Consider the following 13925-nt stretch of genomic DNA (forward strand, 5'->3'; position numbering starts at 1 on the left):
TAATTTAATACTAAGAAACTCTTTTTCCGAGTTCTATCACCTCACAATCTTTCATATTACTTCCATCGATCACAAAGCGGATCAGGGTGCGCACTTTGTGCCAGCCCTGCATGCCTGCTGCACCTGGGTTCATATGCAGGCATTGCAGTTGATCGTCGAACATTACTTTTAAAATATGGGAGTGACCGCAAATAAATAATTGCGGTGGATTGGCTGTCAATTCTTTTTTTACTGCTGGATTGTATTTTGGCGGGTACCCCCCAATGTGGGTCATAAAAACTGTTACGCCTTCACAGGTCCAGCGAAGATTCTCCGGATAAACTGTTCTTATATCCTGGCCATCAATATTGCCGTATACGCCTTTCAGGGGTTTGAAAGCAGCCAGTTTGTTGGCGAGTTCGATATTCCCGAAATCACCGGCATGCCATATTTCATCGCAGGATGCAAAGTGTTTAAAAACGGCTTCATCCAGATGGCCATGCGTATCAGATATCAACCCTATTCGCTTCATGATAAAACAAGTATAGCATTAGTAAGGCTTGCTGGTTGCTTTTTATGGACGGTACACGACCTCATCTTCGGCCAGTTGTTTGATGGTATCCAGCGTTTCTTCCCAATTCTTTTCGGCATGCGCAAATACCATTTGGGATGAAAAATTACTTTGCGTCAATTGTAACAGGATACCTGTTTCATTAGGGGTGAGGCTGAAGGTGATCTCTGAATAATTTTCCGGACTGTCTTCTGTAGCGGAAAATACGCTCCAGTAGGTATAGGATAATTTCTTTTCCTGTTCAAAATGCAGCAGGGCGCCTTTGTCTTTAACTTCTTTATCCTTGTACACAAAGGTGAAGGCGATGGCGCTTCCCGGTTTCCAGTCGGTGATCATTTGAACTCCCAGCCACTGTTCAATATATTGGTTATCGGTTAAAATGGTCCATATTTTCAAAGGGGTAGCATCAATGTGTCTTTCTTTGGTAAGGATTAGATTCTTTTTCATTAGTAATTATTTAGTGTTTTAGCCAGGTTCTGAAAAATACGGGGTGCAAGATACATGGCGGCGCTGGTACAATAAAGAATGGGTAATAAATATTCATTAACTTTACTTCAACGATTATTGCCATGCCATTCCATCGCAATTTTACATATTGGATCGATAAGCGGAGCTGGAAATATGTATTTCTGCTAAAAACACTCGAACTTTCTCTATAAAAGGTCCCGCACGCTCATTTATTACCTGCATTTTGTATTTCATCAGCATATTAGCTAATTAGCACATTAGCACATTGCTTCATTATTAACATAAGCACTTTGTTATATGTCATATTATTATAAGTTAGGGAATGTTCCCCATAAGCGTCATACACAATTCCGCAAACCGGATGGCTCCTTATACGCAGAACAATTGTTCTCTACTGAAGGGTTTTCCAATGATTATTCGTTGTTGTACCATTGCCATCCGCCAACTGATATTATTAAAACTGAACCGTCTTACGATGTATCGCCAAAAGTTGCCGAAGAAAAAATGCTCAGGCATCGCAGCTTTGAGGGGTTTAAAGTAAAACCGGCAATAGACTATTTGCAAAGCCGTACCCCGGTTTTGGTGAATAATGACTGCCATATTGTATTGGCGGCGCCACAGGAAGGCATGCATGATTATTATTTTAAAAATGCAGATGCCGATGAAATGATCTTTGTGCATGAAGGCGAAGGTGTGTTACGAACCATGTATGGCGAGTTGCCATTCGCATATGGCGATTACCTGGTGATACCACGCGGTACTATTTACCAGGTACAGTTTAAGAATACCGACAACCGTCTTTTTATTGTGGAGTCATTCAGCCCCATCCGGTTCCCCAAAAAATACCTGAGCAAGTATGGACAGTTGTTAGAGCATTCACCTTTTTGTGAGCGCGATATTCGTCCGCCGCAGAACCTGCCTACTTTTGATCAGAAAGGAGATTTTTTGATCCGCACCAAAAAGCGCGGTATGATGTATAACCTGCATTATGGTCATCATCCATTCGATATTGTTGGGTGGGACGGTTATTGTTACCCGTTTGCATTCAGCATTCATGATTTTGAGCCTATTACCGGCCGCGTACACCAGCCGCCACCCGTGCATCAAACATTTGAGGCAAATAATTTTGTGGTGTGTTCTTTTTGCCCAAGGTTGTTCGATTATCATCCGCAGTCGGTGCCGGCGCCCTATAATCACAGTAATATCGATAGTGATGAGGTGTTATATTATGTTGATGGCGATTTTATGAGCCGCAAGAATGTAACGCGTGGTATGATCACTTTGCATCCTGCCGGTATACCGCATGGACCGCACCCCGGGGCGGTAGAAAAAAGTATCGGCGCCAAAGAAACCAAAGAGCTGGCAGTGATGGTAGATACATTTCATCCGCTGCAACTAACGGTGGAGGCTATTGATATAGAAAACCAGAATTATACAATGAGCTGGGCGGAGTGATAATGGAATACAGCTTCAAGCTGCAAGCTATAAGCGGAATACAGTAATAATGTTATAATTCGATAATGGAATACAGCTGCAAACAGAGCACCTTCAGCTTTTTTGCTTTCTGCTTACAGCTTATAGCTTGCAGCTTGTAGCTTGCAGCTTGCAGCGGTTCCTGATAATTAACATCCATTTATTTAATAAAATATTGTTTTGGGTTGATCGTCTGTCTTAAAACATGGGCAGACGATTTTTTTTTGAAAAAGCTTGGCGGTATCAAATTTTCTGATTTATCTTTGTGTTTAACCAAATGGTTAAACTACGTGGCTAAAGTGACAAATAACGACATAAGCACTGAGCAAAAGATACTGGACGCTGCCAAGCAGGTATTTTTGGAAAACGGGCTCGATGGAGCGCGTATGCAGGACATTGCCGATAAGGCAGGCATTAATAAAGCCTTGTTACACTATTACTTCCGCAGTAAGGATAAGCTATTCGAGCGGATCTTTACTGAAGAAGCGCAGAAGTTCATGCCCAAAGTGACAACGATTATGCTTTCAGAACTTCCGCTGTTTGAAAAGATTGAAAAGTTTGTGTGGGAATATATTGATACCCTGGTGCAAAATCCGCTGTTGCCCATTTTTGTCCTGAATGAGATAAACCGGAATCCCAAAGAGATGATGAAAAAGATCTGGGGCAATCACCGGCCACCTATTGATAAAATAGAAGAGCATGTGGCATCGCTGGTAAAGAAGGGTGAGATCAAATCCATTAAGGGGTATGAATTGATGATCAACATGGTGTCCCTGTGTATTTTCCCATTTATGGCCCGTCCCATAGTGCAATGGATCACCAAAACAAATGATGAGGAGTTTCTGCAAATGATGGAGCAGCGTAAAAAGACCGTGGTAAAGTTTGTAATAGATTCAATTAAGAAATAAATTTTTTTATCATGTTATTAACTAAATGGTTAAACCTTATGATTAAAAGTTGTCTTTCTATAGCGGTACTGTTGCTGGCGGTAGCTGTGCAGGCGCAGGACAACAGCCGGCTCGCCCTGGAGCAGGCTTATGATCTGGCCAGGCAAAACTACCCGTTGATCAAACAAAAGGACCTGGTTCGCCAAACGGCCAACCTTACCATTGAAAACCTGCGTAAAGGGTTTCTTCCGCAATTGAATATCTCCGGTCAGGCTACTTACCAATCAGACGTAACCAGTGTGCCGGTGAGTATCCCGGGTGTTAAAATTGAAGAGCCCAGTAAAGATCAGTATAAGATACAGGCTGAGTTAAGCCAACTGGTGTATGATGGGGGCGCAACGTCGGCGCAGAAGAACGTACAAAATGCCAATGCGTTGGTGGAAGATCAGAAAGCGGAAGTGGAGTTGTATAAAGTGAAAGATCGCATCAACCAGCTGTACCTCGGCATCCTGTTGGTAGATGAGCAACTGAAACAGGTGGCGCTGGTAAAAAATGATATACAATTAGGAATTAAAAGAGTAGAAGCGCAGGTAAAGAATGGAACGGCTTTCCGTTCGAGCCAGTTAACGCTGGAAGCGGAGTTGATGAAGAACGATCAGCGCATAATTGAACTGAATGCCAATCGCAAAGGATTGGTAGATGTATTATCACTATTCATTAACAAGTCACTGCCCGCCAATGTGCAGTTAGAACAACCTGCTATTGTGATGACCTTTGCAAAGGAAACCATTGCCCGTCCTGAGTTGAAATTATACAACTATCAAAGCGAGTTGTTCAAGGTACAAAACCAATTGATCAGCGCGAAGAACCGGCCACGCACCAGTTTGTTTGTGCAGGGAGGTTATGGCCGGCCGGGTTTGAATATGCTCAAAAATGAGTTTGACCTTTTTTATGTAGCCGGTGTACGGTTGAACTGGGGGCTGGGCAGTTTATACACCACGAAAAAAGAACGGGAATTGTTGCAGGTAAATCAACGGATGGTTGATGTGCAGAAAGAGTTATTTATGCTCAACACCAATACGCAGCTCAAACAACAGGAGGCGGAACTGGATAAACTGCAGCAGTTGGTGCAGAGTGATCAGCAGATCATCAGCATTCGAACGCAGGTTAAAGAAGCTGCAAATGCGCAATTGTCGAATGGGGTGATCACTGCCAATGATTATCTGAAAGAAGTAAATGCCGAAGACCAGGCAAGGCAATCGCTTATTGCGCATCAGTTGCAATTGATCCAGGCCCAGATCAATTATCGTACCTTATCAGGCAATCAGTAATTGGTCCTGAGCGTAGTCGAACGGACGATTAAAAAGCATCGGGCATCCTGAGCGAAGTCGAAGGAACGAGATGCGATATAAATAGATAACATTGATAAATAAAAGATCATGAATAAATTTTTTGTAACCCTTATTAGTGCTACGGCAGTGTTGTTTGCTGCCTGTAACCGTAACGCCCAAAAATTTGACGCATCAGGAACTTTTGAGGTTGAAGAGGTGATCGTTTCTGCCGAACAAAGTGGTAAAATATTATCGTTTAATGTGTTTGAAGGGCAAACCATCCCGAAAGAAAATGTGGTAGGTATTATCGATGCAGAAAACCTGTCGTTGCAAAAAGAACAGATCCAGGCCAGCATTGAAGCATTGCAGGAAAAAACATCCAATGTATTGCCGCAGATAAAATTATTGCAGGAGCAACTGGCTGTTCAGCAATCGCAATTGAACAACCTGCAACACGAACGCACGCGTATTGAAAACCTGTTGAAACAGGATGCGGCTACCGGCAAACAACTGGATGATATCAACGCACAGATCGATGTGATGCAAAAACAAATGGACGTTACCCGCCAGCAGATCAATGTACAACGTACCAACACCAGCACGCAAAACCGTTCTGTGCTCAGCGAAAAGAAGCCGCTCGAAAAAAGAGTTGAACAACTGAGTGAGCAAATAGGCAAAGCCCGGATCATCAACCCTGTTAATGGTACTGTTATTACCAAGTATGCCGAAGCCGGTGAGGTGACTTCTGCGGGAAAGGCATTATACAAGATCGCCAACCTCGATACATTGACGTTGCGGGCCTATATTACCGGTACACAATTGCCGCAAATTAAGTTGAACCAGTCTGTAAAAGTAATGATCGATAGCGGCGCCAAAGCATACCGTGAATATCCCGGTACCATTACCTGGGTATCAGACAAAGCAGAGTTCACGCCGAAGACGATTCAAACCAAGGAAGAAAGGGCCAATTTAGTATATGCTGTTAAAGTAAGGGTGAAGAATGATGGGTATTTGAAGATCGGAATGTATGGGGAGGTTTTGTTTGTTAAATAGTTTATAGAGGAGCCTCTGTCAACACTATCAACTTTTCAACTTGTACACATGTATTCAGTAATCGCTAATAATCTCAAAAAGCAGTATGGTAAGAAAAAGGATGTTGTAACGGCCCTGAAAGGTATTTCTTTTGAGGTGGAACAAGGGGAACTCTTTGGTATCATTGGTCCCGATGGCGCCGGTAAAACATCATTGTTTCGTATTCTCACCACTTTATTATTGCCCGATGGCGGCACTGCTTCAGTGGATGGCCTGGATGTGGTAAAGGATTTTAAAGCCATTCGCCAACGGGTAGGATATATGCCCGGGCGCTTTTCGTTGTACCAGGACCTGACCATTGAAGAGAACCTGGATTTTTTTGCTACCATCTTTAATACAACTGTAAAAGAGAATTACGATCTCATTAAAGACATCTATTCGCAAATTGAACCATTTAAAGACCGACGAGCAGGCAAATTATCGGGTGGCATGAAACAAAAACTGGCGCTGAGCTGCGCGTTGATCCACAAACCCTCGGTATTGTTCCTCGATGAACCTACTACCGGAGTAGATGCTGTGTCGCGCAAGGAATTCTGGGAAATGCTGCGCAGCCTCAAAAAGCAGGGCATCACCATCCTGGTATCAACACCTTATATGGATGAAGCCAGCCTGTGCGACCGGGTTGCTCTGATACAGAATGGTGAAATATTATCGGTGAACAGCCCGGAAGGCGTGATCAATTCTTTCAGGCAACCATTGGTGGCAGTAAAAGATAGCAACATGCTGCAGTTGTTGAATGACCTGCAAAATTTTGAAGGCGTGCAGAATGCTTATCCTTTTGGTGAATACCATCACGTAGTGCTGAAAGACGGATATTCGGCTAATACAGTCTCGGATTTTTTACAGCAGCATAATTACCACCAGCCTGATGTTAAAACCATCAGGGCCGATATAGAAGATTGCTTTATTGCATTGATGAAGGTGAGTGGTGAATTGTGAGTGTGGGTAAGGTTGCCGAAAGTGCAGCGTTCCTGAATATTCAGGAACGCACTCCCCAGTGACCACTGACAACTCACGATTCCCGATTTTTCACTATTGATTTAGATACTAATGATAACAAACAACACAGCTATACAAGCAGAAACACTCACCAAACGCTTCGGTGATTTCACTGCGGTTGACGCCATTTCGTTTGAAGTAAAGAAAGGGGAGATCTTTGGTTTCCTCGGTGCCAATGGCGCCGGCAAAACAACGGCCATGCGTATGTTATGCGGACTTTCCATCCCAACTTCCGGCAAAGCAACCGTGGCGGGCTTTGATGTTTATAAACAAACCGAGCACATCAAAAGAAGCATCGGGTACATGAGCCAGAAGTTTTCTCTGTATGAAGACCTGACGGTAAAAGAGAACATCCGGTTTTACGCCGGCATTTATGGTAAAAGTGATGCTTTCATAAAAGAGAAAACAGCTTTCTTATTAAAAGAACTGCACCTGGAAGCGGAAGCCAATAAACTGGTGAGATCTTTACCGCTGGGCTGGAAACAAAAGCTTGCCTTTTCCGTTGCCATTTTTCATGAACCTGAGATTGTGTTTTTGGATGAGCCCACCGGTGGTGTGGATCCCGTTACCCGGCGTGAGTTCTGGAATATGATCTACAAAGCGGCCGAATCGGGTATTACCATATTTGTAACGACGCACTATATGGATGAAGCCGAGTATTGTAACCGCGTTTCTATCATGGTTGATGGACGCATTGATGCGCTGGATACGCCGGCCCAATTGAAAAGGACATTTGAAGTAAGATCGATGGATGAGGTGTTTTTGAAGCTGGCCAGGAAGGCGAAGAGGGCGGCAGATTAATTGTTTAATTGTTTGATGGATGAAGTACCGATTGCGGGGTGGTATTAACAATCAGGCCATAAAGCTATTCAACCATCAGTTAATAGAGAATCATGATAATAAACGAACTTTTATAAAATGAAACAGTTCTTGTCTTTCGTCAAAAAAGAGTTTCACCATATAGGGCGCGACAAACGCACCCTGTTTATTTTATTGGGTATGCCCATTATGCAGATCCTCATTTTTGGATTTGCACTTACCAATGAAGTAAAGAATTCACAGATCGCCATCTTCGATCAGTCGAACGACCTTGCCACGCAAACGCTCCGCAGTGAGCTGGATGCCAGCCGCTATTTTGATATTGCACAGGACCTGCATTCTTACCAGGAAATTGAAGGCGCTTTCAAAAAAGGAAAGATCAAACTGGCGGTCATCTTCCCTGAAAATTTTGCCAACCACCTTAATCATTTTAATACTGCCCAGGTACAACTTATCGCTGATGCATCGGACCCGAACGTGGCCAACACCTTGACCAATTATGCTACGGCCATTATCATGGATTACCAGGACCGCATTACCAACAATCGGCAATTGCCCTATACCATTAAAACGGAAATGCGCATGCTATATAATCCGCAACTAAAAGGCGCGTATAGTTTTGTTCCGGGTGTTATGGCCATGGTGTTGATGCTGGTGTGCACCTTAATGACGGCCATTACTATTGTGCGGGAGAAAGAATTAGGCACCATGGAAATTATGCTGGTATCGCCCATGCAGCCATTCAAGATCGTAGTGGCCAAAGCGGTACCGTATTTATTATTATCTGTTGTAAATATTACAAGTATCCTGTTGCTGAGCGTGTTTGTGCTGGATGTGCCTATCAATGGCAGCCTGTTGTTGCTGATCTTTGAGAGCATTCTTTATACGCTTACCTGCCTGGCGTTTGGTTTATTCATTTCCACAAAAACCGATTCGCAGCAAACCGCCATGTTCATTGCTTTGACGGGGATGTTTCTGCCAACCATTATGCTCAGCGGTTTTATGTTCCCTATTGAAAACATGCCATTGCCGTTGCGTATCATTTCGAATATAGTACCGGCCAAATGGTTTTATTATATCGTAAAAGAAGTGATGATCAAAGGGCTGGGTATTGCAGCCGTGTGGAAAGAGACACTGGTACTTACCGGAATGCTTTTGTTTTTGTTGGTATTGAGCATCAGGAGTTTTAAGATCAGGCTGGCTTAAGTAATCGCTATTGTTAAATGCCCATGCTCTCCGCCAGCTGGCGGAGCCGGGGGAAATTATTAATATGAGAACCTTACGTTTTCTATTGCAAAAAGAGTTCCGGCAAATATTCCGCGATCCATCTATTATCCGCATCATATTTATGATGCCCTCCATACAATTGTTGATATTACCGTGGGCGGCAGATTATGAAGTGAAGAATATTCAACTCAGTGTGGTAGACCATGATCATTCGCAATATTCCCGGCAACTGGTTAACAAAGTAACATCTTCGGGTTATTTCAAACTGCAGGATTATTCAGGTTCTTACCTCAATGCCATGCAGCACATAGAACACGATGAAGCCGACCTGGTGTTGGAAATACCGGCCGATTTTGAAAAGAAGCTGATCAGGGAAAATGAAGCTACTTTATTCATGGCCATTAATGCTATTAATGGCGTAAAAGCGAACCTGGGCGGTGCCTACCTGCGAAGCATTATACAGGATTATAACAGGGAAGTACGGTTGAAATGGGTGCAGTTACCCCGGTTCAATCCCGAATTGCAGATAGAAGTCACTTCTTCCAACTGGTTCAATACTTCCATGAATTACAAATATTTTATGGTGCCCGGGATCCTGGTGGTATTGGTGACTATGGTAGGGGCATTCCTGGCATCGTTAAACATTGTGCGTGAAAAGGAGATCGGTACCATCGAGCAGATCAACGTAACGCCTGTTAAAAAATATCATTTCATTCTGGGGAAACTCATTCCATTCTGGATCCTGGGATTATTGATCTTAACCATCGGGCTCACCCTGGCCAGGGTAGCGTATGGCATTGTACCAACCGGCAGTTTGCTGGTGATCTATACGTTTGCGGCCGTGTACCTGCTCGCGGTGCTGGGATTGGGGTTGCTGTTATCGACCTATACCAGTAACCAGCAACAGGCCATGTTGTTATCGTTCTTTATGATGATGGTGTTTATTTTATTAAGCGGCTTATATACCTCCATCGACAGTATGCCGGCATGGGCAAAAGCCATTACCAGGGTAAACCCGGTTACCTACTTTATTGATGTAATGCGTATGGTGGTATTGAAGGGGAGTGGATTGAAAGATATCAGTACGCACCTGTTTACCGTGTTGGGATTTGCTGTTGTGTTAAATACCTGGGCGGTGATCCATTATAAAAAGCGTTCCTGAGATAAACTTCGAAAAAAACAGTCACGCCAATTGGCGTGACTGTAATATTTTTAGTTCCCTATCTCTCTTTAAATATACGTGTACGGGCGTGCTGAATAAGCAATTGATACTGTATTGGTGGCTTTGTTATAGTTAACGCCAATATATAAATTGCCGGATTGGGTAAAGTTTTCCGTTTTAACGATACTATCGTTTACAATAACTTTTATTGAATGGTTTCCTTCGGTGGCGGCAGTAGAGATGCTTTTAGCAATTCCCAATAAATTGATGGTAGTTACCTCTGAGTTCAATAAAGGCTGATTGTCTATTAATACCTGTACATGGTCCTTGTTAAAAGAAGCCTGCATGTCTACCCCCAGGTCAAACACCGTAGGATTGCTTGTTTTGCGGCATGCTGTAAATAGCAGCAATACCAGCGGGATAGACAAAATTGTTTTTATCATAATATTTGAGTTCATGGCTAACAGCAGTACGACAACCGGATACCCGTTTTCGTTGCATGCTTAATGTATCTGACGCGCAAAGGTACAATTAACTTGCATCATCTGAAAAAAGATATCTGGGTATAAACGCAATAAAATAGTCACAATCAGAAAATTACGTTGTGCAATGCAGGCGATTGGGTACTTCTTCAGTAAAAGTTTCGGTAAGTAGGATCAGTGCAGGGCCCCTTGATGGCTGGCGCAGATGGTACTGTAATGGTACCGGTATTGTAGCAAACTGGTAGCAGGATGGCCTACGTACACTACGCGTATACTACAGGGATCCTACAGGAACACATGGTTGCAAGGCAATACCCAGGCAATACCCAGGCAATGGTTAGGCAATGGTCAGAGAGGACGAGGCACATTTGAGTAGGGGAGCTGTCTCTCCTCCATTCACCAGTAAAACCCCTGAAATTCCCGGTAAAAGATTTCATAAATGAATGAATATTCATTTATATTTGCATTGCAATGCGTACGAGAGACGTAAATAAAGAAAATATTATTCAGGAGAAAGCGATCGAAATGATCGTAAAGGAAGGCCTTGACGGCTTCAGCATGCAAAAGCTGGCCAAAGCAGCCAATGTTTCGCCTGCAACCCTGTACATCTATTACAAAGACCGCGACGACCTCATTACACAGATCGCCACCACCGTCAGTCACCGCCTGATGGAGACCAGCTTGAAGGGTATGCACCCCAAAATGTCGTTTGCCGATGGGTTGGAACTACAGTGGAAGAACCGGATGGAGTTCTTTTTCAAACACCCGCTGGATGTAGAGTTCATAGAACAGATCCGTTATATGCCTACATATGATTCGGTGCGGGACTCTATCAGGCAAAACTTTGGTGATGTGCTGGGTCGCTTCGTTCACAATGCCATCAATAGGGGAGAACTGCAGCCGCTTCCTTTTGAGGTATACTGGTCCATTGCATTTGCCCCTTTGTACCAGCTGATAAAATTCCATGCACAGGGAAGTAGTCCGGCCAGCGAAAAGTTCAGCATTAATGACGACATAGTGAACCAGACACTGCAGCTGGTGATCAAAGCCCTGAAACCCTGATATTTTTTTGTCCAATTAACTAAATGAATGTTCATTTTTATGAATATGATTAAACCTATCGCTTACCGGGAACAAAAGATGCAGGTACTGGTTTTCAAAACCAACCTGATGTCTGCAAGAGATATCCATCACATTTCACCGCTCATGTGCAACACGCCCGGCATTCTTAAATGGAATGTTGACCAGCTGGATATCGACAATGTATTGCGCATTGAAACAGCCTGGTTATTACCGGAAGATATTATCCGCCTGGTGACTGCTACGGGGTATTTATGTGAGGAATTGCCAGATTAGAAGTAAGATTAATTAAAAGTTCAAACCGAATCAAATGAAGAGTACCAAACCAAACCAACCTGCCAAACCTACTTTTACCGGATATGAGGTCTTTGTGATAGCTATCCTGGCCTTTTTGCAGTTTACCGTAATCCTCGACTTTATGGTTATGTCGCCCCTGGGCGCCATACTGATGCCGCAATTAAAAATCAGCCCTGCCCAGTTCGGAATGGCGGTATCGGCCTATGCATTCAGCGCCGGCGCTTCGGGACTGCTGGCGGCGATCTATGCCGATTATTTCGACCGTAAAAAATTGCTCGTCTTCTTCTATATCGGATTTTTAATAGGTACAGCGTTGTGCGCTATGGCCACCAATTATCACTTTTTGCTGGGCGCCCGTATTGTAACCGGTATTTTCGGCGGAGTGATCGGCTCTGTAAGTATGGCTATTGTAACCGATCTGTTCAAGCTGGAAGTAAGAGGCCGGGTAATGGGCTTTATTCAAATGGCCTTTGCCGCCAGCCAGGTTTTGGGGTTGCCTATCGGCCTTTACCTGGCCAACCACTATAGCTGGCATGCGCCCTTCTGGCTGATCGTAGCAGTTGGCCTGGTGCCGGGGATCATCATTGTGTTGAAAATGAAGCCGGTTACCGCACATTTACACCTGAAAAACGAACGCACCCCGTTTGAACATGTGGGAAATACCGTTTCCAACTCACGGTACCTGATGGCTTTTCTAACCACTACTTTGCTGGCTACCGGCGGGTTCATGCTGATGCCTTTCGGCAGCGCGTTTAGCGTAAATAACCTGGGCATCAGGCAGGAAGATCTGCCGGTTTTGTATGGCGTATCGGGCGTATTCTCTTTTGTTTTTGGGCCGCTCACGGGGTACCTGGGCGATAAACTGGGCAAGTACAGGGTTTTTGTGGGTGGAAGCATACTGACCATAACCATGGTGGCCATTTACACCAACCTGGGCGTAACGCCGCTGACGGTGGTTATTGCGATCAATGTGTTGATGTTTGCCGGCATCCTGGCCAGAATGGCTACTTCTTCAGCCCTCATAAGCGCTATTCCGCAGCCGCAGGACAGGGGAGCGTTCATGAGCATCAACTCATCGGTTCAGCAGTTTGCGGGCGGTTTAGCGGCCTTCCTGGCCGGACATGTGATCAGCGAGGGACCCGATAAGAAATTGCACCATTACAGTACCCTGGGGGTAATTGTAATTGCATCGATGCTGGCGGTGATTGTAATGATGTACTTTATAAACCGGCAGGTAAGCAGGAAACTGGCGGCAAATGTACCACAACCGGCCCGGGAGATGAAGGCGGAGGCTTTTGTGATAGAATAAGTTACCGGTTACCGGCGCCAGTTTCCGGGAGCCCGGTAACCGGAAACCGGTATCTGGTAACCAGGGCGCCTTAATAATCAGGGGATATATACTGAAGCTAATTCATTGTTATATGACAGCCCTTTTGTAAATTAGAAATCAACTAAAAAATGCTGTCATATGATCAAAATTTCAGAACTTAAATTTGGAGATATTGTTTCGGCTGAATACGATGGCCAGCAAAGGGAAGGAATGGTAAAGGACATCAACAGGGAAGATAAGGAAGTGTGTGTGGAAACAGGCGTACAGGAATTCTGGTATACCCCCGATCATCTGTACCCGGTGCCCCTGAACGATGAACAAATGAAGCGGCTGGGTTTTACACAAACTGAGAACGGAAATGGATCTGTGAAATATGTGAAAGACTCTTTCCGGGTGCTGTTGCCCCAAAAAGGCAACTTTAGCCAGATGGAAATATGGTGGCGTGAAGATCACCGGTACCTGAACCAGCCTATCCATGTGCATGAGCTGCAAAACCATTATTATCAGATGACCAAGGTAGAACTGATGCCGGCGGCGGCACATTAAATAGTTTATTTTCAGTTATTTATAAAAGAGCAAGGAGTGTTGGGCCGAAGGTTGTGTTTTACTTTGGCAGTCAATATTCCTTGTTTCTTTTTGCCCGGTGGGGTTGGGAATTAAGGGGAAAATGATCAATTATTTTTAATTATTTCTTATTTTTTTCTTTTTTAGGTCGATTATCATATCTT

General features: G+C 44.0%; 15 protein-coding genes. 12 read left to right on the forward strand and 3 right to left on the reverse strand.

The features are described 5' to 3' along the window. Positions 1–10 precede the first annotated feature (10 nt). Both FAM09_RS08805 and FAM09_RS08810 read right to left on the reverse strand, forming a co-directional pair. Positions 11–511 carry a metallophosphoesterase family protein gene (locus FAM09_RS08805; protein ID WP_136576735.1) on the reverse strand — a complete coding sequence of 167 codons (501 nt, stop codon included), beginning with the start codon at positions 509–511 and terminating at the stop codon, positions 11–13. A 42-nt stretch (positions 512–553) separates the two neighbouring features. After that, positions 554–997, reverse strand: coding sequence for an SRPBCC family protein (locus FAM09_RS08810; protein ID WP_136576736.1), 444 nt, complete (start codon positions 995–997; stop codon positions 554–556). Positions 998–1315: 318 nt separating this feature from the next. Between FAM09_RS08810 and FAM09_RS08815 the strand changes: the two genes are divergently transcribed. The 8 genes from FAM09_RS08815 to FAM09_RS08850 all read left to right on the forward strand — a co-directional run bounded on the left by FAM09_RS08815 (position 1316) and on the right by FAM09_RS08850 (position 10008). Continuing rightward, entirely contained in the window at positions 1316–2473 is a 1158-nt protein-coding gene (locus FAM09_RS08815) for a homogentisate 1,2-dioxygenase (RefSeq protein WP_136576737.1), read from the forward strand. Between the two features lie 317 nt (positions 2474–2790). After that, positions 2791–3399 (forward strand): TetR/AcrR family transcriptional regulator, encoded by a 609-nt coding sequence (locus FAM09_RS08820; protein WP_243751631.1) that lies wholly within the window; start codon positions 2791–2793, stop codon positions 3397–3399. 38 nt (positions 3400–3437) lie between these two features. Then, entirely contained in the window at positions 3438–4709 is a 1272-nt protein-coding gene (locus tag FAM09_RS08825; RefSeq protein ID WP_136576739.1) for a TolC family protein, read from the forward strand. 108 nt (positions 4710–4817) lie between these two features. Next, complete coding sequence (locus FAM09_RS08830; RefSeq protein WP_136576740.1) at positions 4818–5762, forward strand: HlyD family secretion protein; 945 nt, start codon at positions 4818–4820, stop codon at positions 5760–5762. A gap of 48 nt (positions 5763–5810) precedes the next feature. Then, complete coding sequence (locus FAM09_RS08835) at positions 5811–6740, forward strand: ABC transporter ATP-binding protein (RefSeq protein WP_136576741.1); 930 nt, start codon at positions 5811–5813, stop codon at positions 6738–6740. 111 nt (positions 6741–6851) lie between these two features. Then, complete coding sequence (locus FAM09_RS08840; RefSeq protein ID WP_136576742.1) at positions 6852–7601, forward strand: ABC transporter ATP-binding protein; 750 nt, start codon at positions 6852–6854, stop codon at positions 7599–7601. 117 nt (positions 7602–7718) lie between these two features. Next, a complete protein-coding gene (locus tag FAM09_RS08845) occupies positions 7719–8825 on the forward strand; it encodes an ABC transporter permease (RefSeq protein ID WP_136576743.1) in 1107 nt (368 codons plus the stop codon). A 64-nt stretch (positions 8826–8889) separates the two neighbouring features. Further along, positions 8890–10008 (forward strand): ABC transporter permease, encoded by a 1119-nt coding sequence (locus FAM09_RS08850; RefSeq protein ID WP_136576744.1) that lies wholly within the window; start codon positions 8890–8892, stop codon positions 10006–10008. A 68-nt stretch (positions 10009–10076) separates the two neighbouring features. On the opposite strand, the gene FAM09_RS08855 is transcribed toward FAM09_RS08850, so the two are convergent. Then, complete coding sequence (locus tag FAM09_RS08855; protein WP_136576745.1) at positions 10077–10451, reverse strand: hypothetical protein; 375 nt, start codon at positions 10449–10451, stop codon at positions 10077–10079. Between the two features lie 510 nt (positions 10452–10961). On the opposite strand from FAM09_RS08855, the gene FAM09_RS08860 reads away from it, so the two are divergent. The 4 genes from FAM09_RS08860 (at position 10962) to FAM09_RS08875 (ending at position 13743) form a co-directional block, all read left to right on the forward strand. Beyond that, positions 10962–11552, forward strand: coding sequence for a TetR/AcrR family transcriptional regulator (locus FAM09_RS08860; protein ID WP_136576746.1), 591 nt, complete (start codon positions 10962–10964; stop codon positions 11550–11552). A 39-nt stretch (positions 11553–11591) separates the two neighbouring features. Further along, complete coding sequence (locus FAM09_RS08865) at positions 11592–11846, forward strand: hypothetical protein (RefSeq protein WP_136576747.1); 255 nt, start codon at positions 11592–11594, stop codon at positions 11844–11846. 34 nt (positions 11847–11880) lie between these two features. Continuing rightward, positions 11881–13176, forward strand: coding sequence for an MFS transporter (locus tag FAM09_RS08870; protein ID WP_136576748.1), 1296 nt, complete (start codon positions 11881–11883; stop codon positions 13174–13176). 159 nt (positions 13177–13335) lie between these two features. Next, the gene (locus FAM09_RS08875; RefSeq protein WP_136576749.1) at positions 13336–13743 is read left to right on the forward strand and encodes a hypothetical protein; all 408 of its coding nucleotides are present in this window, start codon (positions 13336–13338) and stop codon (positions 13741–13743) included. Positions 13744–13925: the final 182 nt, after the last annotated feature.

Source organism: Niastella caeni, assembly GCF_004834005.1.
Taxonomy (GTDB): Bacteria; Bacteroidota; Bacteroidia; order Chitinophagales; family Chitinophagaceae; genus Niastella; species Niastella caeni.

Bases quoted from the DNA above. Each gene is read 5' to 3' on its own strand.
- FAM09_RS08805 (WP_136576735.1), bottom strand. From the start codon at position 511: ATGAAGCGAATAGGGTTGATATCTGATACGCATGGCCATCTGGATGAA.
- FAM09_RS08810 (WP_136576736.1), bottom strand. From the start codon at position 997: ATGAAAAAGAATCTAATCCTTACCAAAGAAAGACACATTGATGCTACC.
- FAM09_RS08815 (WP_136576737.1), top strand. From the start codon at position 1,316: ATGTCATATTATTATAAGTTAGGGAATGTTCCCCATAAGCGTCATACA.
- FAM09_RS08825 (WP_136576739.1), top strand. From the start codon at position 3,438: ATGATTAAAAGTTGTCTTTCTATAGCGGTACTGTTGCTGGCGGTAGCT.
- FAM09_RS08830 (WP_136576740.1), top strand. From the start codon at position 4,818: ATGAATAAATTTTTTGTAACCCTTATTAGTGCTACGGCAGTGTTGTTT.
- FAM09_RS08835 (WP_136576741.1), top strand. From the start codon at position 5,811: ATGTATTCAGTAATCGCTAATAATCTCAAAAAGCAGTATGGTAAGAAA.
- FAM09_RS08840 (WP_136576742.1), top strand. From the start codon at position 6,852: ATGATAACAAACAACACAGCTATACAAGCAGAAACACTCACCAAACGC.
- FAM09_RS08845 (WP_136576743.1), top strand. From the start codon at position 7,719: ATGAAACAGTTCTTGTCTTTCGTCAAAAAAGAGTTTCACCATATAGGG.
- FAM09_RS08850 (WP_136576744.1), top strand. From the start codon at position 8,890: ATGAGAACCTTACGTTTTCTATTGCAAAAAGAGTTCCGGCAAATATTC.
- FAM09_RS08855 (WP_136576745.1), bottom strand. From the start codon at position 10,451: ATGATAAAAACAATTTTGTCTATCCCGCTGGTATTGCTGCTATTTACA.
- FAM09_RS08860 (WP_136576746.1), top strand. From the start codon at position 10,962: ATGCGTACGAGAGACGTAAATAAAGAAAATATTATTCAGGAGAAAGCG.
- FAM09_RS08865 (WP_136576747.1), top strand. From the start codon at position 11,592: ATGAATATGATTAAACCTATCGCTTACCGGGAACAAAAGATGCAGGTA.
- FAM09_RS08870 (WP_136576748.1), top strand. From the start codon at position 11,881: ATGAAGAGTACCAAACCAAACCAACCTGCCAAACCTACTTTTACCGGA.
- FAM09_RS08875 (WP_136576749.1), top strand. From the start codon at position 13,336: ATGATCAAAATTTCAGAACTTAAATTTGGAGATATTGTTTCGGCTGAA.